Genomic DNA, 23976 nt, shown 5'->3' with positions numbered 1-23976 from the left:
ACTACTTAAAGATTTTACCAATCTACTCTAACTATTATATAGTTTTTCTGGTATCTTTCAAGTTTTTTATTGTTTTTTTATATCCATTATCGCCGACATAAGCTCATACCCCGCTTTTAATCTATCTTTACCGGTTTTTATCGTGATGGATGGAGGGGTAGTAAATCCTAGTTCAAGTTTACTTTCAAATCTTCCTGTCAAGAATTCGAATTCTTCGAGATTAAATAGATTTACATCTTCATATTCAAATTTCAAATATTCATCTCCTCCGGAGATTTGTATAAATCCGATGATTTGTGCCATGGATTTAAGCAATGAGATATATATTACATTTAATACAGGATTTGGTATATCTCCAAATCTGTCGATAAGTTCATCAAACATATCTTCAAGTTCTTCAAGAGTTGAAATATTCGCAATCCTCTTATAGATTTCTATCTTATCTGAACTCGATGGTATATAATTGCTTGGGATATATGAGTCTATTCCAAGGTCTATGTTGACCTCTCTATCTCTTATATCCATTTCCTCTCCTTTTGCATGCTTGATGGCTTGTTCAAGGAATTTCACATATAGATCATATCCTATCTGGTCTATATGTCCATGTTGGCTCTCTCCCAAAAGATTGCCGGCTCCTCTAAGTTCTAAATCCCTCATGGCTATTTTGAATCCGGATCCGAATTCAGTAAAGTCTCTTATTGCTTTTAGTCTCTTTTCTGAGATTTCGCTCAGTGATTTACCTTTTTCGTATGTAAAGTATGCATACGAAGTTCTTTCACCTCTACCTATCCTGCCTTTTAATTGATATAGTTGCGATAGACCCATGTAATCAGCATTATATATTATCATTGTGTTGACATTATGGATATCCAGTCCGGTTTCAATAATTGATGTAGATAAAAGTATATCGTACTCTCCATTTGTAAAGTCGATCATGACATTTTCAAGCATTCTTTCACTCATTCTGCCATGTGCCGTTACGATACTCGCTTCAGGGACGAGTTCTTGTATTTTAAAGGCCATCTCATCTATATCGTAGACTCTATTGTAGACGAAGTATATCTGCCCGCCTCTTTCAATTTCTTTTATTATGGCTTCTCTTATTATCATAGGCTCATATTCGAGGACATAGGTAGTCGTAGGATATCTCTCTTCCGGTGCTTCATCCAGTAGACTCATATCCCTTATCCCCACCAATCCCATCTGCAGTGTTCTCGGTATGGGTGTTGCGCTTAGCATGAGTACATCTATGTTTTGTCTAAGTTCTTTTAATTTGTCCTTGTGTCTTACTCCAAATCTCTGTTCCTCATCTATTATCAAAAGTCCAAGTGATTTAAACTGTAAGTCCTTTGACAATAGTCTATGTGTCCCGATTATAAGGTCTATATTGCCGTTAGAAACATCTTTTAATATTGCTTTTTGTTGTCCTGCTGTTCTAAATCTTGAAATCATTTCGACATTTACCGGAAATTCTTTAAATCTCTCAATTGCGGTGTGATAGTGCTGCTGAGCAAGTATAGTGGTTGGCACTAGGAATGCGACCTGTTTGCCATCCATAATCGCTTTAAAGGCAGCTCTTAATGCAACTTCCGTCTTACCATATCCTACATCCCCGCAAAGAAGTCTTTCCATAGGTTTTTCAAGTTCCATGTCTTCCTTTATTTCGGAGATACTCCTAAGCTGCGCCGAGGTTTCTTCATATATGAAGGAATCTTCAAACTCCCTTTGCCAATGAGTATCCGGTGAAAATGCATAACCTTTTTCTTTCATTCGTCTGGCATATATTTCTATCAAATCATCCGCGATTTCAGAAAGTGCTTTTTTTGCTCTCTGCTTAGTCTTTGTCCACTCAGGTGCACCGAGTTTATTTAGTTTGGGTGCCCTGTTTTCACCACCGATATACTTTTGGATTAGATTCATTTGGTCTGTAGGTATAAATAATTTATCAGTCCCTCTATACTCTACGATAAAATAGTCTTTAAGTTTATCGGATACTTTTATTTGCTCTATTCCTTTGTAGATACCAATTCCGTGATTTTCATGTACTACATAATCTCCGCTGACCAGGTCAGAATAAGATACTATGTCCTGACCCGACATCTTCTTATACCTTTTCTTGGTGGCTTTGACATGAGATTTCCCATAGATTTCATTATGGGTAATAAATATCATTTTCAAGTTTTTATATTCAAAGCCCTTGCTGATCGTAAAGGGCGTGATATAGATTTGAGAGCTCTTTATTTCTGAATCAATCTCTTCCATATAGTTTGCAGAGATATCTTCAGTATTTAAAAGTTCTACCAAACCCATGGCTTTTTCCTGACTTTGAGCCATTATTACGGTTTTATAACCTGCATATGCGAGCTGTTTTAAGTCCGATACGAATAACGAAAAGTTTCTATTGTAAACCTGAGTCTCCACCGTTGTGATTTTAAATTCCGCTTCAGGATTTAAAAGTCTCGTTCTCTTTTTTAGCTGCGTAATATTTATGGTAGAGTATTCTTTTATCTGCTTTAAAAGCTCAGTAAAACTATATGCTATTTTCTCATGAGAACCAAATACTTCTCCCTTTTCAAGTTGGTATGTCATATCTTCACTAAATCTCTGCTCTATATCCGATGCTCTGTCATAGACTCTGGCCAGATCCTCAAATATTATGGTACTTTCCTTATCTATATAGTCCAATATGGATGCATAGGAATTCTTCTTTATATACGGCATTACGAGATCCGGGTTTGAAAGTATAAGGTCACTTTCAACCATCGCTTTTATCTCTGTAAATTTATCAATTAGCTGCTGTTTATCGAATCCATATACAAAGCTGTTCTCTGTTTTTTCTATATCTTTTTCTATACCTGCAATTATATTGGATTTGTCCTTTTCAGTTAATAGAAATTCTCTTGCAGGAGTTATTTTAAATCCATCGATATTTTCTATCGATCTTTGGTTGTTAATGCTAAAGATTCTAATAGAATCTACTTCAGTATCGAATAATTCAATTCTGACGGGGTTTTGCATGTCTATAGGATATATATCTATTATTCCTCCTCTGATAGCATACTGTCCCCTGGATTCAACTATTTCAACTCTTTCATACTGCATGGTTGTAAGTTTGTGAGTCAGTTCATCTATTTCGATATCGTCAGAAGTTTTAATGTACAAGGTGGTACTTTTAAAGAATTTCGGAGTTGAGATTTTCTTTTTTAATGCTTCCACTGAGGTGATTACTATGCATTTATCATCGGACAAGAGTTTATTCATTATCTCAATCCTCTGCATGTCCGCGCTACTTTCAAGAGGCTTGATATTGTAAAAAGCTATCTCCGATTTTGGGTAGAATTTGATATCGATACCGGGCAACCCGAGTGCCGATTCATAGATTTCCTTTGCTCTTAATTCGTCTTCAACCACGACAAAAATGCTCTTCTCTAGTTCATGTTGAAGAGCATAGACAAAATGAGGGAGGCTCTCCCTAACCATGCCATGCAGGTAGATCGAGCTTTTTCCTCTATTTAATTTTTCCAGTATTTCACTGAATTCATTTAAGTTTTTTAATCCATCAGTTAGGTAGTTCATTTATTTAAATTCCATCCCATTGTACTCGTTCATGGCTCTGTCTACTCCATATTTGAGTATGGTCTCCACTGCATCTGCTGCAGCTTCTATTTCATTATCAAATATTTTTAATTCATCCTTGGAAAATCTACTCAGTACATAGTCTGCCAAGTCCATATATTCAGGTTTTTTCCCAATGCTTATTCTCACTCTGGGGAAAGAGTCGTCACTTAAATGATAGATTATGGATTTCATACCATTATGACTTCCTGAAGATCCTGACTTTTTAATTCGTATCGTGCCGAATTCTATGTCGATATCATCATAGATAACTATAAGGTCCTCAATTGGAACTTTAAAAAAGTCTATGACTTCTCTAACAGCTATACCTGAGTTATTCATATAGGTCTGGGGTTTAAGAAGTACTACTTGTTCAGATCCTATCTGAGCTTTTTCGTATAATGATTTCCATTTTATTTTTTTTACTTTAATTCCATGTCTTTTAGCAAGTAAGTCTATTACTTTAAATCCGGCATTATGTTTAGTATCTTCATATTTTGAGCCCGGATTTCCAAGTCCTATTACTATTTTCAAACTATCACTCCGTAGCGTTGAATAGTGAGCTGACAGATTCGTTATTGTTGATGTTTTTGATTGCAGCTGCAAATGCAGGAGCACATGAAACCACCTCTATTTTTTCAGCTTTGATACCTTCTGCTAGAGGAATTGTGTCTGTGATTACGCATTTTTCAACTACTGAGCTTGCAATTCTCTCCATTGCGGGACCGGAAAGTACGCCATGTGTAGCTGTGATATATACGTCTTTAGCTCCTTTTTCCTTTAATACCTTAGCTGCATTTGTTATTGTTCCGGCTGTATCTATAATATCATCGATGATGATTGCGTTTTTATCTTTGATGTCACCAATGATGTTTAACACTTCAGATTCATTTGGTCTAGGTCTTCTTTTTTCAATAATTGCTAATGGGAGATTTAAGTGATGAGCAAAAGTTCTAGCTCTGGTAACTCCACCTAAATCCGGTGAAACTACTACATAATCTTTGCCTTTAATTAACTCTTTAAAGTAGTTGGCAAGAGTCGGCATTGCGGTTAAATGGTCTACCGGGATGTCAAAGTAGCCTTGAATTTGTCCGGCATGTAGATCCATTGTAATAACCCTGTCTGCTCCTGCAGTTGTCAGAAGGTTAGCTACAAGTTTCGCACTTATAGGCTCTCTACCTCTAGTCTTTCTGTCTTGTCTAGCATATCCGTAGTAAGGTACAACTGCATTGATTCTAGCTGCTGATGCTCTCTTTGCAGCATCGATCATTATTAACAGTTCCATTAGATGATCATTTACCGGAGTACAAGTAGGTTGTACTATAAAGATATCGAATCCCCTTACGGTTTCTTCTATTACGAGGTTAATCTCACCGTCTCTAAATTTTTCAATAGTAACTTTACCCACAGGTATTCCTAGATTTTTACAAATATCCTCCGCAAATTTCGGATTAGAATTTCCCGAAAATACCTTCATTTCACCTATAAACATTTCCAGTCCTCCCATTATCTGTTCTTTTTTCTTTTAATATAGACCCAGTCGGCTATACTTCTAGATTCAGCTCTCGAAATAAATAGCGCACCTTTTTCAACATCTTTTGTTACTGATGTTCCGGCTGCAATAAATGCATCTTCTTCTATGGTCACAGGGGATATTACATTCGAATTACTGCCTATAAATGCCCCGTCTTTAATTGTGGATCGGAATTTATCCTTGCCGTCAAAGTTTACGAATATAACTCCGCATCCAATATTTATGTTTTTACCAAGGTCTGCATCACCGATATAAGCCAGATGTCCGGCTTTAGTATTTTCTCCCAGTTTTGTATTCTTGGTTTCAACAAAGTTACCTATATGGACATTTTGACCTATCTCGGATTTTGGTCTAAGATGAGCAAATGGTCCAATTGTTGCTCCTTTAAATACTTTGGAGTATTCGATTACCGATCTGTTAATCTGAACATTATCTTCTATTTCAGACTCAATTATCGTACTGCCTCCGTCAATTATACAGTCTTCACCTATGACGGTCTTCCCAAGGATTTTTGCGCCAGAGTAAATTCTGGTATCCATGCCGATTTTTACGCCGGGCTCGATAAAGATATTCGATGGATTTTCCATGATTACTCCATTTTTCATATGCTTGGTATTTATTCTCTTTCTTAAAATCTCTTCCGCTTCGGATAACTGATCTTTAGAGTTAATACCATGAACCTCATCCACATCATCCAGTAGGAAAGTTCCCAGTATATGTCCTTTTTTTGCAAGTATTTCTACTACATCGGTTATATACAGTTCACCTTGATCATTGTCTGTATCCAGTTCTTTTAAGGATTCTTTTAATAGTGATCCTCTAAAGATATAAACACCCGGATTGAACTCATGGATTTTCAGTTCTTCTTCGTTCGCATCTCTATGCTCTACGATTTTAATTAAATGTCCACTTTCATTCTTAATAATTCTACCATAATTTGTGGGATCTTCAATGATGGCCGTTAAAAGTGTTCCTACCAAACCTGATTCCTTGTGGTATTTGATAAATGCGCTTAATGAATCTGAGCTCAGTAGTGGTATATCGCCATTTAGAATTAATACATCGTCATCATCTGCTATTTCGTCGACAGCTAATGACACTGCATACCCGGTTCCGTATGGAAATTCCGGTCCAATATTCTGAGTTTTATAGATTATGTTTCTATTTTGAAATATATTTTTTACTTGTTCGATATTTTTTCCGACTATTACGATATTTTTTTCTACTCCGGCTTCTTCGCTTGATGAAACTACGTAGTCTATCATCGGTCTATTCAGCAAGGTCTGGGTAACTTTTGAATGTTTTGACTTCATTCTGGTACCTTCTCCGGCTGCAAGTATAACTGATACGATCACATTAACACCTGCCTTTAAAATTATTCGTATATATTATACTACATATTACAAGCTCCCTACAAGTTATGGACAAGAGCGATAGTTTTTTAAAAAGCTTGTAAGTTTTATATGAAAGAATTATAATATTATGCGATAGATAATTTGCAAAAATAAATACCTTTATTTGCTATTATCCAAACAATAATATAAAATAAATAAGTCGCACTTATAAAAATCATGGATTGCGACTATATTTGCATGTTAAAATAGGATATTACATAAGTTTATTTGTTAATGTACTTTTATATAGTAATTTTTGTTTTAGCAGTTAATTTCATGGGGGGATACAGGTGTTCAAATTTGATTTAGATGATCATAGCATAAAAAGTATACATTTTATCGGAATAGGTGGTGTAAGTATGTCGGGTATAGCACATTTATTGCTCGACAACGGATTCAGTGTTACCGGTTCCGATAGAGAAAGAAATCCTCACACTCTAAAGTTGGAGTCAATGGGTGTGAAGGTTTACTATGGTCAAAAGGCAGAAAATATTAATAATCCGGATATCATCGTCTATACAGATGCAATTCTTCCTGATAACGACGAGTTGATATACGCAAAATCACTGGATATACCGGTTGTTACCAGAGGAGTTTTCCTGGGAGCATTGATGAGAAACTATAAACATTCAATAGCTATCTCCGGTTCTCACGGTAAGTCCACGGTGACCAGTATGGTTACTGAGATTTTGGTTAATTCCGAATACAATCCATCTATACTGCTAGGTGGAGATTTAGATACTATTGAAGGAAATGTCTTGGTTGGTGACAGAGATTATCTCGTAACCGAAGCATGTGAATACAAGGCAAATATTCTAAATTATTATCCTTCAACCGTTATAGTTCTAAACATAAGTGAAGATCATTTGGATTTTTACAAGAATATAGATCATATAGTAAGTACTTTTATCGGATATATGAAAAATCTGGACGAAGATTCAAATGCCATCATCAATATCGATGATAAAAACTGCATTCCTCTTCTGGATCATATCAAAGGACATGTCCATACTTTCGGTATGCACAATCCAAATGCCGATTATAGTATAGAAAATATAGAGCATGACGAAATCGGAAGACCTTCTTTTACTCTTAAGGCTAAAAAGGGAGAGTCTATAGATATAAAACTGCCTATAATCGGTGACTTTAACATGTACAATGCAGCTTCTGCTGCAATTGCAATGCTTGTAACCGGAATAGATAAGGAGCTAATAATAAAACAGCTTGCTAATTATAAAGCTCTTCATAGAAGAATGGAAATTGTAGGGCAATACAATGGCGCAAATATCATGACAGACTACGGTCATCATCCGACCGAGATAAAAAATACCTTATCAGCTCTTGGATCCCATAAGCAAAACAGGTTGGTATGTGTGTTCCAGCCTCATACCTTCAGTAGAACAAAGGCTTTATTGAATGAGTTTTCCGATTCTTTCTACGATGCTGATGAAGTTATTGTAACCGATATATACGCTGCCAGAGAGCATTTTGATCCAAGCATTCATTCTAATGACTTGGTTAAATTGCTCGTTGAAAAAGGCGTTAATGCTAAGTATATTCCTACATTTGAAGAGGCTAAAGACCATATATACAATACAGTTGAGCCAAATGATTTGGTTATGACAACCGGATGTGGAATTCCACATTTACTTGCTTATATGATAGCTAATAATCAGGATTTTGAAAGTGCAGGTCCTCTATCAGCTTAATATACGTCTTTTAATCCAAGGGTGATTAATATAAAAAAATTCATTTCAATAGCTTTGATAGTAATCGGAATCCTACTGATTTCATACCAATTGATTTCAGATTATCTTTTTAAGCAAAGCCATACCTCGGAATTTACCGAGAAGATTACCGAAGAAATCACGTATGAACAAATGGCTGAAAACAATGAAAAAGAGGTTGAAAATGACTTTGAAGCAATTACCCATATTGATTCTATGGAAACTTATAAGAGAATCGGAGAAAATGATACTCCGGAATATGTTGTAGCTCAGTTGATCATACCAAGTATGAAGCGAAATCTCGCTGTTTCCAAGGGAATAAATGTAGATAATCTTTGGGTTGGCGTCGCTACGATGAAAACGGATCAAGTGCTAGGTGAAGGCAATTATGCAATAGCCGGACACAATCACAGGATTGAAGGTTCGCTATTTCAAGGTTTGGAACATTTGCCTGCGGGCGAGGATATCTATATAACTGATAAGGTCAAAATCTATCACTATAGGACCTATGACAACTTAGTCACAGCACCCGATGCATTTCATTTGATAGAAGATGGGGTATCTGAGGAAAAAGGAAAACCCGTTCTCTCGCTAATGACTTGTGCAAGACCCATAGAAGATGATTTGAGGATTTTCGTGCAAGCGGAACTTATAGATATTAAAGATTATGATCTAGAGTTGTTTAATACACTTTACAGTGGTTATGAACAACCTTCTAAATGAGAAAAACAGTCGATTCGACTGTTTTTTTATCTAAAAACCAAAAAGCTTCCTGGGTGCAGGAAGCTTTTTGGTTTTACATTGGAGCTTTATATTTGGTTTATTTCATTATTAAATTTATATCTCTATTAATACCACCGAGCCTTCATCGATAGACTTTTTCACATCTATTATCCTTTGATTTGAAGATCCTCTAAATTTTAATCTCAAATCCTTAAGTCTATCTATATAAAGTCCGTCTACGAGTACATCACATAGTTTTAGGAGTTCCTTCTTTTCTTCGTCCTTCATTATCTGTTCGAAAGTGTATCCCGAATATGCCCAAATACTCTTGTCTGTATGTTTTTTTACTTCATTTAAGACCTTTGTGAGTTCAAGAGAGTTTTGAAACGGTTCTCCGCCCAGTAGTGTAAGACCGGTTACTACATCGTCATTAAGGTACTCAATAATTTCTTCGGTCTGTTTTTCCGTCCAGATATCTCCAAAGTTAAAGTCTTGGTACTCTGCATTAAAGCAGTTTGGACATCTATGAGTACATCCAGTTACAAATATGCTCGTTCTTATTCCGGGACCATTTGCAACATCGTATTTTCTTATCTGTGCGTATCTCATATATGCATTACTCTTGCGGTAATCTCCTTTGTCCTTCCTTCATTCCAGAAGTTTTCTCCAAGATAGCCACAAGTTCTTCTGATTACAGTAAGTTCTTTTCTGTCGTGGTTTTTACAATTTGGACATTCCCATTCATTGTCTTTGTTTATAACTATTTCTCCGTCATAACCACAAATATGGCAGTAATCAAGTTTAGTATTGAATTCAGCGTATGTGATATTGTCGTAGATGTATCTAATCATGGTCATTACCGCTTCGACATTGTTTGCCATATTAGGTATCTCTGCATAGGAGATTGCTCCACCGGTTGAAATCTCTTGGAATTCTGATTCAAACTTGAATTTATTAAATACATCTATTTCTTCACCTACATATACATGATAGGAGTTAGTATAGAATCCTTTATCTGTTATTCCTTCGATTTCTCCAAATCTCGCTCTGTCAATAGAACATAATCTGTGAGTTAAGCTCTCTGCAGGTGTTCCGTATAGTGCAAATCCAAGACCGGTCTCTTCTTTCCAACTCTTAACTGCTGCGTTGAGTTTGCTCATTAATTTAAGAGCAAATTCTTTTCCTTCCGGAGTTGTATGAGATTTACCTGTAATTAGTTTAGTAGCTTCCATAAATTCCGATATATCCTAGAGAAATCGTAGCATAGCCACCATCTAGAAGTTCTCTGACTTTTTCGCCCTTGCCTAGTCTTGCTATCCCACCGTATTGCCAGTGGATTGGAGATACATCACTTGTTACGTCTTTTAACAGATTGTATCTAAGCATAAGTGCTTTTTTGGCAAGTTCAAGTCTTTTTTCAAGCAATGCGAAGAATCCGCCTTCATCACCTTCTGATAACAGTCCTATTTGAGGTAGGTTTAGGGACACAACGCCCATATTGAATCTTCCGTCAAATACGTATTCACCATCTTCGTTTTTCCAAGGTGCAAGGAATGATCTGCATCCCATTGGGGAAAATACATTACCTTGATATAGTTCTCTCATTTTCTTTGCAGAAATATAATCAGGATACATTCTCTTTGTTGTACATTCAGCTGCCAGTTCAGTTAGATAATAATATTTGCTGTCAGGATGCACATTATGTTCGTCAAGTACATAGATTAGTTTAGGGAATGCAGGTGTTACATATACATCAGCTTCATTTTTGATTCCCTCTATACGCTGTCTTATTATCTCTTCGGTAATCAGAGCAGCTTCCTTCTCGTATTCATAGCCCGGCATAAAATGCATAAATAATGTTACAAAAGGCGCTTGTCCATTAGTGGTCATCAATGTGTTTATTTGATACTGCATTGTTTGAATGCCGTCTTTAATTTCCTTTTTAGTTCTCTTTAGTGCTATTTCATGAGCTTTTTCCATGTCAGGTTCAATACCGTAGACTTCCTTTTGCTCTTCTACAACTGCCGATAGGTATTTATCGTATGATTTTCTTACATAAGGAGCAAGTATTCTATCTATTCCGTTAATACTCTGTCCACCATACTGACCGCTTGCGATTTGTGCTATTATTTGAGTTGTTACTGTACAAGCTACCTGGAATGATTTTGGTGTATCGATCTTCTTGCCATTGATTACAGTACCGTTTTTAAGCATATCCTCAATATTTATCAAGCAACAGTTGAACATTGGTTGAATGATATAATCCATATCGTGGAAGTGGATTGCTCCTGAGTCATGTGCTTGAACTATATCTGTAGGTATTATCATACGTCTCGCTATATCTTTAGAAACTTCTCCGGCGATAAGATCTCTTTGAGTAGAGACTACATGAGCATCTTTATTGGAGTTTTCGTCTATAAGCTCTTTATTTGATCTGTCAAGCAATCCTATTATGTCATTATCTGTTGTGTTTTCACGTCTTTTAAATGCTTGAACTGCTTTATAGTTCTCATAAGCTCTGGCTGTCGCAGGATTATTGTATTCAAGCAACTTATAGTAAACTTGATCTTCGATTTGATAAATTGTAATATCTCTATTAAGTACATTTGCAAAATCTTCTATTTCTGTGGCTATTCTTTCTGCAATATTGGCTTGATATACACCACTACTGCTATGCATTGCCTTTTCAATTGCAATCGCAATTTTTGACTTGTCAAAATCTACCTTCGTCCCATTTCTTTTAATTACTTGAATCATGACTCCCTACCCCTTTATATAATAATTACATTAATTGATTTTCATTGGTGAAATCGTACAAATAAATCCATGTTTTCAGAATATACAAATTTCACAAGTGACTATAATTATTATACTACTTATTGTGGTCGGTGGCAAGATAAAACTACATGTTGTGGCTAAGTGATAATCTTTTTCAAAAAAGAACTAAGACCTGTTAATCACAAGTCTTAGTCCATATTCTATAAAATAGTTTATAATAGTTGATTGTTATTTATATTATTAATAATCAATTTTCCCTTATAAAATCAATTATTTTATCATTTTTGCAAACAATTCAGGGAGTACGAGCATGTAAAAAATTAAATTTATCCCGAGCATAGATATGGCTGTGTAGATTGTTTTTGAAAATGATAGGCTCTTTTCCGTTTTAAATGTAGTAAGTAATTGAAGCGTTAAATAAATCAATATTCCTATCGCCATTAAAAACGCCAACATAAGTAGTATATTAAATTCTATAATTAAAAAACTTGCCACCCAATAGAATGAAGTTATTCTTAACAAATCGGATACCAGTTCATCTTTATCGTCTTTGTCCTCTTTTAAATCGTCAAGGTATCTTCTGACTGAAATCAGTAGCGTGATGTTTAGAACAAAAGCAAATACGGAAACCAATATTCCAATATTCCAGACATTTCTCATAAGAAAAATAAATACTATTGCAGCAATTGTAATTATGACTTTTATAAATTCCTTATTTTTGTTTAACATATTCTCCCCCTTATAGGGGTATTATATCTTTTATCCTATTACTAATCAATAGATATGTCCAAAGGATAAAATAATTTATGTTTTATGATATTATTTTGTGGGTAAATATGAGTTGTAAGATTTTACATGAATTTCATTATGTTATTTCAGTTTAAACTTACAAAAATAGATGATAAACCTTAGGGGGTATTTTATGAAAAAGTTTTTATTAGCAATAAGTTTAGGACTTGTATTAGTCCTATCCGTGACTGCATGTAGTCAAGATACTAAAAAAGAAGTAAAGGAAGCTACTGATGCAGTGAAAGAAGATGCTAAACAAGCTGCTGAAGATGCTAAGAAGGAAGTAGATAAAGCAACAGATAAAGCTAAAGAAGAAATTGATAAAACTAAAGAAAAAATAGAAGAAAAAGAGTTCACTCTAGAAGAACTAAAGGAATTCAATGGTAAAGACGGCAAAAGAGCATATGTTGCAGTTGATGGTGTAGTATATGATGTCACCGATTCAAAAGCTTGGAAAGATGGACAACATAATGGTTTTGAGGCAGGAAATGATTTAACCGATGCGATAAAAAACGAATCACCTCATGGAATAGCAAAACTTGATAATGTAGTTAAAGTAGGTGTGATTAAAGACTAATGTATTCTATATTTGGTTGGATAAGTGCAGGTATTCGAGACTGCGAAAAAAAGTCTGTAAATATTGAATAGCTTCCTATGATTAGTTAAAATAAAAATAACATAGGAGGCTTTTTAAAATGGCAAGAAGAAAAAAATTAAGTGAAGGAAAAAAAGAAATCATATCTTATCTAATCAATGAGTATGAAATTGAGTCGGCAAAGGACATACATGATGCTATTAAGGATTTACTAGGAGATACTATAGAAAGCATGTTAGAAGCCGAAATGGAGCACCATTTAGGATATGAAACAAACCAAAGAAGTGACAATGAAAACTCTAGAAATGGATACAAAACTAAAAGAATACGATCAAGTATGGGTGAATCTGAAATATCAGTACCTCAAGATAGAGACTCAAGCTTTGAACCTCAAATTGTAAAAAAGAGACAAAAAGACATATCTGAGATAGAAAATAAGGTAATAGGAATGTATGCAAGAGGTTTGAGTACTAGACAAATATCTGAACAAATCTATGATATCTATGGATTTGAAGTTAGTGATGGACTGGTTTCAGACATAACCGACAAAATTCTGCCGGAAATAGAAGACTGGCAAAAAAGACCACTGTCAGAGACTTATCCTGTAGTGTTCATTGATGCTATTCACTTTTCTGTTAAAGAAGAGGGTTTAATATCAAAGAAAGCAGCATATATAATACTCGGAATAAACGAAGATGGGCTTAAAGAAGTATTAGGAATATATGTAGGACAAAACGAAAGTAGTAAATACTGGTTAGGAGTCCTAAATAGCCTAAAAAACAGAGGAGTAAAAGATATCTACATTATCTGTTCAGATGGACTAATAGGTATAGAAGAGTCCATATCAGCGGCATATCCAAAAGCTGAGTGGCAAACCTGTATAGTTCACATGGTAAGAAACACATTAAAATACGTATCGTACAAAGATAGAAAACAATTTGCAAATGATTTAAAAACAATATATCACGCACCTGACGAAGAAGTAGCAAATAAGAATCGTTTGAAAGTAGCTGAAGCATGGGATAAAAAATATCCAGGATCAATGGATAGATGGGAAAGGGAGTGGAATTCAATAACGCCAATCTTTAAGTATTCTAAGGAAGTTAGAAAAATAATATATACTACGAATGCTATAGAGAGTTTAAATAGCTCATACAGACGGTTAAACCGTAATAGATCAGTATTCCCAAGTGCTACGTCACTGATGAAAGCACTATACTTAGCTACAAATATAATTGCAAAGAAATGGAATATTCCATTAAAAAGTTGGGGATCAATAGTAGGAGAATTAAGAATAATGCATGTTTTAGAGAACTAACACACTCCGCCACCATTGACAAAGAACCTAAAAAATGGTGCAAGGTAAATACCGAAGGCGAAGCAAAGACTGATAAGTATGTATTTTGCTTTCGTCGGCTTAGTGTACCATTTTTTAGAACCCTTATCAATGGTCCCCTTCGGTGGCTCCTCTTATTATTTACCTCAGGCTCTGCAAAGAAAAAATTGACAATATATCAAGCTTGATATATAAATAAATAATGAGGGCAGTAAAATCCACCCTCATAAACATTAACTAATTATAGGAAATAAATAATTTACAGAGATTATTTCGCACTGCCTAGAACTGTAAACTTCGTAGTATTGATTATGTTTTTATGATTGGAATACCAAAGTTGTAATTTTGCTTTCATTGATTCTACTCCTTATATTTTCTTCCTCTGTGTCGAGTATTAAGCTCTTTTTGATATCAAATGTATCTAATCTTAAATACTCTAACTCTTCATTAATACTTCTCAAAGTATCAACTGATTCGATAGATTGCATATAAAATCAACCAACCCTTCATCACTCCTATATCATGATAGTGTATAATTACCCATTTATATCCTTCTTAAAACAAAACCAGTGAACCCGCCAAAATAATAGCTTGTCATATTCCACAAATTCAATTATATCGAAATCTGTGTTCTCCAAAATAATTTCATCCAAAATGAATTTCAAATAAAAAAAGCCTTGAATTCCATTTTCGAAATTCAAGGCTTTAAATATTATTTTACTCTAAGAACTAATTCCCCGTTTTCAACTTCTACGACTACATGATCTTTTTCAGTAATGGTGTTTGAAAGCAGTTCTTTTCCAAGTTCTGTTTCTATATGCTTTTGAAGGTATCTCTTAACAGGTCTTGCTCCGTATTGTGCGGAGTATGCTCTGTTAAGGATTAGTACTTTTGCATCCTCAGACAATTCAATGCTTATTTGTCTGTCTTCAAGTTTCTCGGTTATATTTCTCATTTGAAGATCTATAATACTCATAATATCTTCTCTTGAAAGCGGCTTGAACATCACTATATCGTCAATCCTGTTTAAGAACTCAGGTCTGAAAGTCATCTTCATTTCGCTCATAACCTGTTCTCTGGCATTTTCAGATATTTCATGTCTATCTTCCATATCTTCCATCAGATAATGCGAACCGATATTGGAAGTCATGATAATTACAGTGTTCTTAAAGTCCACTGTTCTACCTTGGTTGTCTGTAAGTCTACCGTCATCCAGTACTTGTAGAAGTATATTGAATACATCGGGATGGGCTTTTTCAATCTCATCGAAGAGAATCACTGAATAAGGCTTTCTTCTAACGGCCTCTGTTAACTGTCCGCCCTCATCGTATCCTACATATCCCGGAGGAGCTCCAACCAGTCTTGAAACGGAGTGTTTTTCCATGTATTCACTCATGTCGATTCTGACCATATTTCTCTCATCATCAAATAGCGATTCTGTAAGAGTTTTTGCAAGCTCAGTCTTACCAACTCCTGTAGGTCCTAAGAAGATGAAGGATCCGATTGGTTTGTTTAGTGATTTTAGTCCTGATTTGGCCCTTATAATCGCCTCTGTAACAGCAATTACAGCCTCTTCTTGACCTATGACTCTCTTGTGAAGTTCGTCTCCAAGATTTAAGATTCTTTCTCTTTCAGTCTCGGCAAGTTTTCTAACCGGAATTCCGGTCCATTTAGAGACAACTTCTGCAATCTCTTCTTCAGTAACTTCCTCTTTTAACATGCTCTGTCTCTGGGCATTTTTCTCATTTACTTCTGCCAGTTCAAGCTCAAGCGGTGCTAGCTTACCGTATTTCAGTTCAGATAAAAGCTCAAAATTGTAAGTTCTGTTTGCCTCATCTATCTGTTTTCTGACATTGTCAATTTCTTCTTTGATTTCTTTAACTCTATTTATACTCTTCTTCTCTTCTTCCCAAGCTGCCGCCTTACCATCGTATTCTTCTTTAAGTTCGGCAATTTCTTTTTCCAAAAGCTCTAGTCTTTCTTCAGACTGCTCATCAGTTTCCTTTTTAAGCGAAACTTTTTCTATCTCACATTGGAGGATTCTCCTTCTCATCTCATCCATGTCTTCCGGCATGGAGTCAATTTCAGTTCTAACCATTGAAGAAGCCTCGTCCATTAAGTCGATTGCCTTGTCAGGTAAAAACCTATCTGTGATATACCTATCCGATAGAGTAGCGCAAGCAATTACAGCGCCGTCAGAGATTCTGATTCCGTGGTGTATCTCGTATTTTTCTTTTATTCCTCTAAGGATGGAAATAGTATCTTCTACAGTAGGTTCTGAAACCATAACTTTTTGGAATCTTCTTTCAAGAGCTCCGTCTTTTTCGATATACTCTCTGTACTCATTTAGAGTTGTAGCTCCAATGGTATGAATTTCGCCTCTTGCAAGCATCGGCTTTAGCATATTGGATGCATCGAGTGCACCATCTGTCTTACCGGCTCCTACAATGGTATGAAGCTCATCTATAAATAGAATTATCATGCCATTAGAGTCTGCTATCTCCTTTAGTACTTCTTTTAATCTCTCTTCGAACTCTCCTCTATACTTTGCACCTGCAATCAAGGAACCCATGTCGAGTGCAAATATACTCTTATCTTGTAGTGATTCCGGAACATCATTGTCGACTATCCTCTGAGCAAGTCCTTCGACAATAGCAGTTTTACCTACTCCCGGTTCACCGATAAGAACCGGATTATTCTTGGTCCTTCTGGAGAGAATTCTGATAGTATGTCTTATCTCATCATCTCTACCAATTACAGGATCGATATCTCCCCTTCTAGCTTCTTCCGTTAAATCGCGTCCATATTTCTTAAGTGCTGAATCTCCGGAAAGATTTGGGTTTTCAGAGTCTACCGTCTGTCCACCTCTCACACTTAGTAGAGTTTCTTTAAATGCTTGATAATTAACTCTAAACTTTTTAAATATCTCGGCACTTTCGGTATTTCTGTCTTTTAATATAGCCATATAAATATGCTCAACAGAAATATAACTGTCACCTAGTGACTTCATCTCATCTTCTGCTCTCAAAAGCGCTCTTTGATAACCTGTGGTTGGATATAGACTGTCTCCACCTTCCTGTACAGGTAACTGATTTACTCTATTTTGTACTGCATCTCTATATAATGAGGTATCTACGTCCATCAGTGCAAGAATCTTCATTATATAAGAATCGGCACTATTGATTAGAGCTAGATGTAGATGGATTTCACTTAATTCAGGATTTCCGTTTTTAATAGCTATATTTTGAGACTCTTGAATAACATCTACAGCTTTTTTTGTGAATTTATTAGTATCCATAATAAACCTCCTATTTCACGTATTAAGAAGCCTCTATTACTAAGGCTTCTAGATTAGTCTTTATTCTCCAATACGTTATACCGTATTAACTGGTTACTTTTTCCTCTTCCAATTTCTTTAACTCTTCATACAACTTAGTTTGTTCATCGGTAAGATTTGTAGGATTGTTGATTACTATATTTATATAGTGATCTCCCACATTGCCTTTTAAATCTTTAAATCCCTTACCGGGTATCCTGATTCTCTTACCACTTCTGATGCCCTTAGGCACATTGACTTTGACCTTACCAGCCAGCGTCCTTATTATTTCAGATGTTCCAAGAGCAGCATCCCAAGGATCAATGCTCAAATCTGACTTTGTATTAATCCCATCCAACTGAATGGCACTTGGTAGGACATCAATCTTTACATATATGTCTGCATTGGTAAGTCCAATCTTTTCTCCTTTAACCCTTATCTTTTTGCCCGGGAGTATTCCACTTGGGACTTTAACAGTTAACTGCTTTGACTGTCCATCTATCTCTAAATTTAAAACTCTTTCTATTCCCTTGTAAGCTTCTTCAAGTTTGATAGTCATTGAAGTTTCGTACTTGCTTCTGGATGGCTTCGATCTACCGAAATTCCCAAAGATATCTCTTGCAGAATTCTTTGCACCCGATGCAAAACCACTAAAACCATTTTTACCAAAAATTAGGTTGAAAAAGTCAGAAAAATCTCCGGTATTTTCTCCGGTTGAGTATGAGAAACCACCAAAACCGTATTGATTAGGGTCAAAGTTTTGTCCACCGGTGAACTGAGTACTGGAACCAAACATATCGTATTTTTTTCTCTTTTCCTCATCGCCGAGAACCTCATAGGCTTCGTTTACCTCTTTAAATTTTTTCTCGGCTTCAGCATCACCTGCATTCATATCCGGATGATATTTTTTTGCAAGCTTTCTAAATGCCTTTTTAATCTCGGCATTTGTAGCTTTTTTGTCTACGCCAAGCGTTTTATAATAATCTTGATATTCCATAATTTCCTCCTGACTTTCTTTGACCTACGTATATTATACTACTTCCTTTGCTATATTGCAAGCGTAATTTTAAAATTCTTTACAATTTCTTAACATTTCAATATGGGGTACTCCGTCCAAATCATACTCTTCCCCGACTATTTTAAAACCGGCTCTTTTATAAGGTTCAGCAAGATAAGATTGAGCTTCTATCCTTATTACAGGTTCATTCATAACCTCATGTATATACGAAATGGACTTCTCAAACAGTACTTTACCTACCCCTTGTCCTCTTGCAGACTCACTTACACAGTATCTACCCATCGAAGGCTCATCAAAACTCATACCGGGAGGAAGTATCCTTATATATCCGATTAACTCGCCCTTTTTATAGGCAGAATAATGCAAACAATCATAATCCTGCTCATCTATATCGTGGAAAATTGACTTTTGCTCGACGATAAATACATCTTGTCTAAGTTTTAGAATATCATAGACCTCATAGATGCTGAACTCTTCAAAAGTCTTTAAGTAAACGCCAAATCTTCTATCTATTATCTTTTCATAAGCAACTCCGGTTCCGCTGCTCTCAAAACTGATAATTCCCCTATACTCAAAACCAAGCTTCTCTGCAATTTTAATAATCGCCAGATTGTCCTCATGCGTATCAATCCTAACTGATTCAAAGCCGAGTTCAGCTGTTTTTTCCAAGACAAATTCGAGCATCTTGAATGCATAACCATTTCCCATATGCTCACTAGCTACTGCAAGTCTATGGACCGCAGTATAGGAGCTCTTTTGCCACTGTCCGCCTTTTAGAGTATCATAAGAACTGTCGGGTTCATAAATCAAGGACATAACAGCTACAAGCTCTTGCTCAAGCTCCATTACATAGAACTCACTATTCTCTATATCCTTCATGATTACATCACGACTAGGATAATCATTGCTCCATTGAGCGATATTATTGTCAGCAAGAGTTTTTTTGCCATCATTTATAATTTCAATTATTCTATCTAAATCTTTTATATTTGCTAATCTTATCATTTTTTTCACCTCATTAAAAAACTTGTCCTATTCCATAAGTTAAAGCCAAGACTAAAAGTCCTGCAGCTGCATTCCCAAGCGCAATAATCGGTAGTGCATAAGCTATTCTAAATTTTAATAACGAACTTAAAAAACTGCCCGTATAAGCGCCGGTCCCCGGAAGCGGTATTGCCACAACAACAAATAAACCGAAAAGCCCAAACTTCTTTATTTTACTTTGTTCTCTAAGAGTTTTATCAACTACAAATTTAACGAATTTACTAAAATACTTATTCTTAACAAGTAAACTTGTTATAGGTCTAAAAAATAGAATTATAAGTGGTACAGGTGCTGTACTGCCAATTACACTTATTATATAAGCAGACAGATGACTCAGTCCCTGGCTTACCCCATAGGGTATTGCTCCTCTTAATTCTATTACAGGCATCATCGCCATAATAAATGTCCTAATCTCAGGACTCAAACCTTGAAAAATATCCAAAACATCACCTCTTGGATTTCATACTTTTATTATTAACTCTATTACTATTATACTAGAACTGGGGAATTTAATTAAGAATAATTGGATGAAATAGTTATAAATAGTGATTAGCTGTATGGTAGATTAATGAAATTCTTTAAAAATCCACCTTAGATTACGCATGGTAAGATTTGCTTGCTCTTTTATTGTAAATCTCAGCTACATAACACAACCTAATTTCATAAGATAAAGAATTCGTGTTAAATTAACTCTTCAGATTAAGCATCAATAAACTAATCATGAAGATTAGATAATGAATAGTTTAGAAAATAATTAGAAAAAGCAGCCATCTACAAATGCTAGATGACTGCTTAAAAGGCTTTATATTAACTGTTTTTAATGTTTCCTATAGAATTCGAGTATTCCCGTAATTGTCCATTATTTAAAAATCTCTTAATTTCATAAACTAAAGTTCTGTATGGTATTTATCAGTATAGTATTTATCGATTAATTTATACAATGCTCCAATGATACCAATTATAATGATTCCCACCACAATTGAACTATCAATTAATACAATCCGAGGTGTATATTGACGAATTAGATAAACAACTCCAAATGTTACTGCGAGCACCACCCACAATATAATATTGTTTTTTTGACTTTGATTTTTTGAAAATACTACACCACTGGTCAGCGCATTTAAAACCACAACAGAGGCAAATCCTGTAATTAGAAAAGTGATTAGATCCCCCAATAGAAGTACATACCTAAGAGGTTCATTATCTCTAAACTGAGCTATGGTTTTCATCACAAAAATAACTCCAAGTAGAACAAATGCAACAAAAAACAGCATCGATAAATTGTAAATAAACCTCTCCTTAGTATCTTGCACCGGAGCCGAGGCAATAATCTCATCTAAGGTAGCTTTATAATCTCCATTAAATACACGCTTTAAACTTTCTCCTCTTTCCTCCGCTCCGAGAATCATGCTTATAGGATCCTGCCTTATAAGCTCTTGATGATATTCATTTATCTTTGATCCTCTTAAGTAGAGAATCATGCTATCGTATTTTTCTTTGTTTTTATTTGAGATTTTCGCTTCATCTCTATTATTTAATTTCCTCAATTCACCTAATTTGCTCATTTTTTATCTCCCATTAATTCTTCCATAGCATCCGCCAGAGCTCCCCAATTATCTCTAAACTCTCTCAAATACTCCTCACCCTCTTCAGTAAGACTATAGTATTTCCTCTTCGGTCCAATACTCGACTCCCTAAGCACGCCCTTGACATACCTATTCTTCTGAAGTCTTAAAATAACCGGATAAATAGTCCCCTCCGATATCTCCCCAAATCCAGCCTCTAAAAGTATCTTCGATATTTCATATCCATATGTCTCTTCCCTTCGAATAATCTCAAGAATCGCCCCTTCTAAAACTCCCTTAAGCATTTGTGAAGGAATCATATTATCACCTTCTTTATTTATTGTCGCTATCTTGTATTGCAAGGTATGTGTATATTGTAATACAAGGTAGTGTGGGTGTCAAGGGGTTTTTATGGGGAGTGTTAGACGTAGTTGATGTTAATATGTTATGATTGGAAAAGATAAATAATGTAGGATTTTATATTTTCTTTGTTGAGTTTTTTACATACCCTTGGGAACAGCGGAAGTTGGGGGAAGTAGGATACACTTATACAGGATTATCTGGAAAAACTAAAAAAGACTTTGGTTTTGGAGATGCAAAGTATGTAACATATTTAAATGTTTTTAATAATACTATTGCCAAAAAAAATCAATTGGACTCAATTACTATCGATAAATCACAAAATTCAATAAAATATGGAGATGTCTTCTTTACAACGTCGTCTGAAACTCCTGATGAGGTTGGTATGTCATCTATCTGGTTATATAATTTTGATAATATCTATCTAAATAGCTTTTGCTTTGGGTTTAGGCCTACTATTACGATTGATCCTTACTTTTTAGCTTATTCATTAAGATCCTATTATATAAGGAAACAGTTCAACTTATTAGCTCAAGGTATATCACGATATAATATCTCTAAAACGAAGGCTATGGATATATTTATTTCACTTCCAGAAGTAAAGGAGCAAAAAAAGATTGGGAACCATTTTAAAATGCTTGATAACCAAATCACCCTTCATCAGTGTGAGCCAATTTTAAAATCTAACTTAATCCAGATAATAATCTCATAACTAGATCCACATCTTGGTTTTCTAATTCCCTAATTATATGAATATATGTCTTTTGAGTTGTTGTCATGCTAGAATGTCCAAGTCTTCTGGCAACGCTAGCGATTGAAACGCCAGCAAAGAGTAAAAGTGAAGCGTGAGTATGTCTTAGTCCATGTATTGATATTATGGGAACATTAGCTTCCTTACACCTTCTTGTTATCACATTATTCACTGTAGAATTATAAACCTTTTTATCTCCAACAAATAGTGGAGTCTCATTTGGAAGATCCTTTGTCAGCTCAGAGAACCTTATAACGGTCTGCCAATCAATCTGTATCTTTCTTATAGAGGATTTATTTTTAGTAGGTAAAAATCCACCATTTCCTTTATAATCCCAGGTCTTACTGATTGAAAGCATCTGATGGGAAAAATCAAAATCATTTGGAGTAAGAGCCAAAGCTTCAGAAAATCGAATCCCTGTCTTGGCAATTAGAAGTATTAACCAATCCCAGTTTATTTCAGTTCCAAGTTTAAGCTTTGTCAGTAGGGCATGTAACTCAAACTGATTTAAATATTTGGTTTTTTTCTCCCTTGGTGCCTTTCCTTTGATTATTGCTTTCCTGGTGGGATCTCTGTCTATAAAACCCTCATCGACAGCATCAAGAATCGCTCCTTTTAATTGATGGTGAAAATCCATAGTCGTCTGCCTTTCATGTTCAAGAGCATAATCATTCAGTAATTGCTGATAAGTTATCCTTGTCAATTCTGAAAGAGTTAACTCCGGGACTAATACCTCAAGCCATTTCAGCGTCATTAAATACTTAGACATTGTCACTTCTCTTATTGCCCCTTGCTTATAAACAGTTATCCACTGCTTATAATACCTATGAAATAGTTCAGATTTTGTAATTTCATTCAACATTTCCTTCCCTCCTATCATTATTGTTTTGGCTCACACTGATGAAGGGTGATTAGGTTGTCAAGCAAAGCAAAAAAATCACTAATTTGTAATTGTTCTTTTTTGCATAGAGTAACTAAATACACAACATTAACCAACTGAGATACTTTAATGCTTGGTTGCACTGCACCCATTGTTATACTTTTAGATTTTCTTCGATTAATTGGAGTAGATAGTACCGTATAAATGTACCCAGGGATGAACTCTCCAATTGTTCTAAATGCTACAATATTTTGTGCGATAGCTGCATCTTCATTATCATCCATTAAACTAACTATTCCCGTCTGACCAACGGTTGAAAATAGAATATCATCTTTTTTTATGTGATCTCTAAGCCATCCATTAAATGTTTCATTAGATACATACTTTTCAATCATAGAATAGTTTGGATTTTTTAGCCCAAGTGCTGATACTTCTATTAACGGATGTTTCCCATTTATATCTAATGGTGGTGTTTTTCCTCTATTGTCAACAGCTTTAATAGCTATATCACCTAACTTTCGCTGTTCCCAAGGGAACTAAAAAAAGCT

At 35.2% G+C, this 23976-nt stretch carries 19 protein-coding genes and 2 pseudogenes; 5 read left to right on the top strand and 16 right to left on the bottom strand.

Going from position 1 to position 23976, the window contains the following annotated elements; genetic code table 11:
* Positions 1 to 66 precede the first annotated feature (66 nt).
* The 4 genes from mfd to glmU are packed head-to-tail and all read right to left on the bottom strand — an operon-like array spanning position 67 to position 6504.
* On the bottom strand, positions 67 to 3576 hold the full coding sequence (gene mfd, locus VZL98_02220; GenBank protein ID WVH63789.1) for a transcription-repair coupling factor: 3510 nt from the start codon (positions 3574 to 3576) through the stop codon (positions 67 to 69).
* Positions 3577 to 4149 carry an aminoacyl-tRNA hydrolase gene (gene pth, locus VZL98_02215; protein ID WVH63788.1) on the bottom strand — a complete coding sequence of 191 codons (573 nt, stop codon included), beginning with the start codon at positions 4147 to 4149 and terminating at the stop codon, positions 3577 to 3579.
* Between the two features lie 4 nt (positions 4150 to 4153).
* Positions 4154 to 5113 carry a ribose-phosphate pyrophosphokinase gene (locus VZL98_02210; GenBank protein WVH64532.1) on the bottom strand — a complete coding sequence of 320 codons (960 nt, stop codon included), beginning with the start codon at positions 5111 to 5113 and terminating at the stop codon, positions 4154 to 4156.
* Positions 5114 to 5121: 8 nt separating this feature from the next.
* On the bottom strand, positions 5122 to 6504 hold the full coding sequence (glmU, locus tag VZL98_02205; GenBank protein ID WVH63787.1) for a bifunctional UDP-N-acetylglucosamine diphosphorylase/glucosamine-1-phosphate N-acetyltransferase GlmU: 1383 nt from the start codon (positions 6502 to 6504) through the stop codon (positions 5122 to 5124).
* Positions 6505 to 6833: 329 nt separating this feature from the next.
* Here glmU and murC point away from each other — a divergent pair, with 329 nt between their 5' ends.
* Entirely contained in the window at positions 6834 to 8252 is a 1419-nt protein-coding gene (murC, locus tag VZL98_02200; GenBank protein ID WVH63786.1) for a UDP-N-acetylmuramate--L-alanine ligase, read from the top strand.
* A 54-nt stretch (positions 8253 to 8306) separates the two neighbouring features.
* Entirely contained in the window at positions 8307 to 8993 is a 687-nt protein-coding gene (locus VZL98_02195; GenBank protein ID WVH63785.1) for a class A sortase, read from the top strand.
* Positions 8994 to 9107: 114 nt separating this feature from the next.
* On the opposite strand, the gene nrdG is transcribed toward VZL98_02195, so the two are convergent.
* The 3 genes and pseudogenes from nrdG to VZL98_02180 form a co-directional block, all read right to left on the bottom strand.
* Positions 9108 to 9602, bottom strand: coding sequence for an anaerobic ribonucleoside-triphosphate reductase activating protein (nrdG, locus tag VZL98_02190; GenBank protein WVH63784.1), 495 nt, complete (start codon positions 9600 to 9602; stop codon positions 9108 to 9110).
* Positions 9599 to 11750 (bottom strand): annotated as a pseudogene (gene nrdD / locus VZL98_02185) (anaerobic ribonucleoside-triphosphate reductase). Before nrdD ends, nrdG begins: the two are co-directional and overlap by 4 nt.
* A 291-nt stretch (positions 11751 to 12041) precedes the next feature.
* Positions 12042 to 12500: a hypothetical protein gene (locus VZL98_02180; protein WVH63783.1), complete on the bottom strand. Its 459-nt coding sequence runs from the start codon at positions 12498 to 12500 to the stop codon at positions 12042 to 12044.
* Between the two features lie 193 nt (positions 12501 to 12693).
* Here VZL98_02180 and VZL98_02175 point away from each other — a divergent pair, with 193 nt between their 5' ends.
* A complete protein-coding gene (locus VZL98_02175; protein WVH63782.1) occupies positions 12694 to 13137 on the top strand; it encodes a cytochrome b5 domain-containing protein in 444 nt (147 codons plus the stop codon).
* Positions 13138 to 13255: 118 nt separating this feature from the next.
* Positions 13256 to 14473 (top strand): IS256 family transposase, encoded by a 1218-nt coding sequence (locus tag VZL98_02170; GenBank protein WVH63781.1) that lies wholly within the window; start codon positions 13256 to 13258, stop codon positions 14471 to 14473.
* A 335-nt stretch (positions 14474 to 14808) separates the two neighbouring features.
* On the opposite strand, the gene VZL98_02165 is transcribed toward VZL98_02170, so the two are convergent.
* The 7 genes from VZL98_02165 to VZL98_02135 all read right to left on the bottom strand — a co-directional run bounded on the left by VZL98_02165 (position 14809) and on the right by VZL98_02135 (position 21757).
* Positions 14809 to 14979, bottom strand: a complete 171-nt coding sequence (locus tag VZL98_02165) for a hypothetical protein (GenBank protein ID WVH63780.1) — start codon at positions 14977 to 14979, stop codon at positions 14809 to 14811.
* Positions 14980 to 15203: 224 nt separating this feature from the next.
* Positions 15204 to 17789, bottom strand: coding sequence for an ATP-dependent chaperone ClpB (gene clpB, locus VZL98_02160; GenBank protein ID WVH63779.1), 2586 nt, complete (start codon positions 17787 to 17789; stop codon positions 15204 to 15206).
* A gap of 85 nt (positions 17790 to 17874) precedes the next feature.
* A complete protein-coding gene (locus VZL98_02155) occupies positions 17875 to 18804 on the bottom strand; it encodes a J domain-containing protein (protein WVH63778.1) in 930 nt (309 codons plus the stop codon).
* Positions 18805 to 18873: 69 nt separating this feature from the next.
* Entirely contained in the window at positions 18874 to 19830 is a 957-nt protein-coding gene (locus tag VZL98_02150) for a GNAT family N-acetyltransferase (GenBank protein ID WVH63777.1), read from the bottom strand.
* Between the two features lie 13 nt (positions 19831 to 19843).
* Complete coding sequence (locus VZL98_02145) at positions 19844 to 20311, bottom strand: small multi-drug export protein (GenBank protein ID WVH63776.1); 468 nt, start codon at positions 20309 to 20311, stop codon at positions 19844 to 19846.
* A 445-nt stretch (positions 20312 to 20756) separates the two neighbouring features.
* Positions 20757 to 21437, bottom strand: a complete 681-nt coding sequence (locus VZL98_02140) for a hypothetical protein (protein WVH63775.1) — start codon at positions 21435 to 21437, stop codon at positions 20757 to 20759.
* A complete protein-coding gene (locus VZL98_02135) occupies positions 21434 to 21757 on the bottom strand; it encodes a PadR family transcriptional regulator (protein WVH63774.1) in 324 nt (107 codons plus the stop codon). The genes VZL98_02140 and VZL98_02135 overlap by 4 nt, the downstream gene beginning before the upstream one ends.
* A 131-nt stretch (positions 21758 to 21888) precedes the next feature.
* On the opposite strand from VZL98_02135, the gene VZL98_02130 reads away from it, so the two are divergent.
* Positions 21889 to 22509, top strand: a complete 621-nt coding sequence (locus VZL98_02130) for a restriction endonuclease subunit S (GenBank protein WVH63773.1) — start codon at positions 21889 to 21891, stop codon at positions 22507 to 22509.
* Here the strand turns inward: VZL98_02130 and VZL98_02125 are convergent.
* Together VZL98_02125 and VZL98_02120 are read right to left on the bottom strand one after the other, a co-directional pair.
* Entirely contained in the window at positions 22481 to 23410 is a 930-nt protein-coding gene (locus VZL98_02125) for a site-specific integrase (GenBank protein WVH63772.1), read from the bottom strand. The two genes, VZL98_02130 and VZL98_02125, sit on opposite strands and share 29 nt — an antisense overlap.
* Positions 23411 to 23427: 17 nt before the next feature.
* Positions 23428 to 23946, bottom strand: a pseudogene (locus VZL98_02120) (restriction endonuclease subunit S).
* Between the last annotated feature and the right edge of the window lie 30 nt (positions 23947 to 23976).

The sequence above is a fragment of the Peptoniphilaceae bacterium AMB_02 genome (assembly GCA_036321625.1).
Taxonomy (GTDB): domain Bacteria; phylum Bacillota; class Clostridia; order Tissierellales; family Peptoniphilaceae; genus Microaceticoccus; species Microaceticoccus formicicus.
Note: the sequence above shows the minus strand (reverse complement) of the source record. Positions and strands in the feature narration are given on the sequence as shown.

Bases quoted from the DNA above. Each gene is read 5' to 3' on its own strand.
- mfd (WVH63789.1), bottom strand. From the start codon at position 3,576: ATGAACTACCTAACTGATGGATTAAAAAACTTAAATGAATTCAGTGAA.
- nrdG (WVH63784.1), bottom strand. From the start codon at position 9,602: ATGAGATACGCACAGATAAGAAAATACGATGTTGCAAATGGTCCCGGA.
- VZL98_02180 (WVH63783.1), bottom strand. From the start codon at position 12,500: ATGTTAAACAAAAATAAGGAATTTATAAAAGTCATAATTACAATTGCT.
- VZL98_02175 (WVH63782.1), top strand. From the start codon at position 12,694: ATGAAAAAGTTTTTATTAGCAATAAGTTTAGGACTTGTATTAGTCCTA.
- VZL98_02170 (WVH63781.1), top strand. From the start codon at position 13,256: ATGGCAAGAAGAAAAAAATTAAGTGAAGGAAAAAAAGAAATCATATCT.
- VZL98_02165 (WVH63780.1), bottom strand. From the start codon at position 14,979: ATGCAATCTATCGAATCAGTTGATACTTTGAGAAGTATTAATGAAGAG.
- clpB (WVH63779.1), bottom strand. From the start codon at position 17,789: ATGGATACTAATAAATTCACAAAAAAAGCTGTAGATGTTATTCAAGAG.
- VZL98_02155 (WVH63778.1), bottom strand. From the start codon at position 18,804: ATGGAATATCAAGATTATTATAAAACGCTTGGCGTAGACAAAAAAGCT.
- VZL98_02150 (WVH63777.1), bottom strand. From the start codon at position 19,830: ATGATAAGATTAGCAAATATAAAAGATTTAGATAGAATAATTGAAATT.
- VZL98_02140 (WVH63775.1), bottom strand. From the start codon at position 21,437: ATGAGCAAATTAGGTGAATTGAGGAAATTAAATAATAGAGATGAAGCG.
- VZL98_02135 (WVH63774.1), bottom strand. From the start codon at position 21,757: ATGATTCCTTCACAAATGCTTAAGGGAGTTTTAGAAGGGGCGATTCTT.
- VZL98_02125 (WVH63772.1), bottom strand. From the start codon at position 23,410: ATGTTGAATGAAATTACAAAATCTGAACTATTTCATAGGTATTATAAG.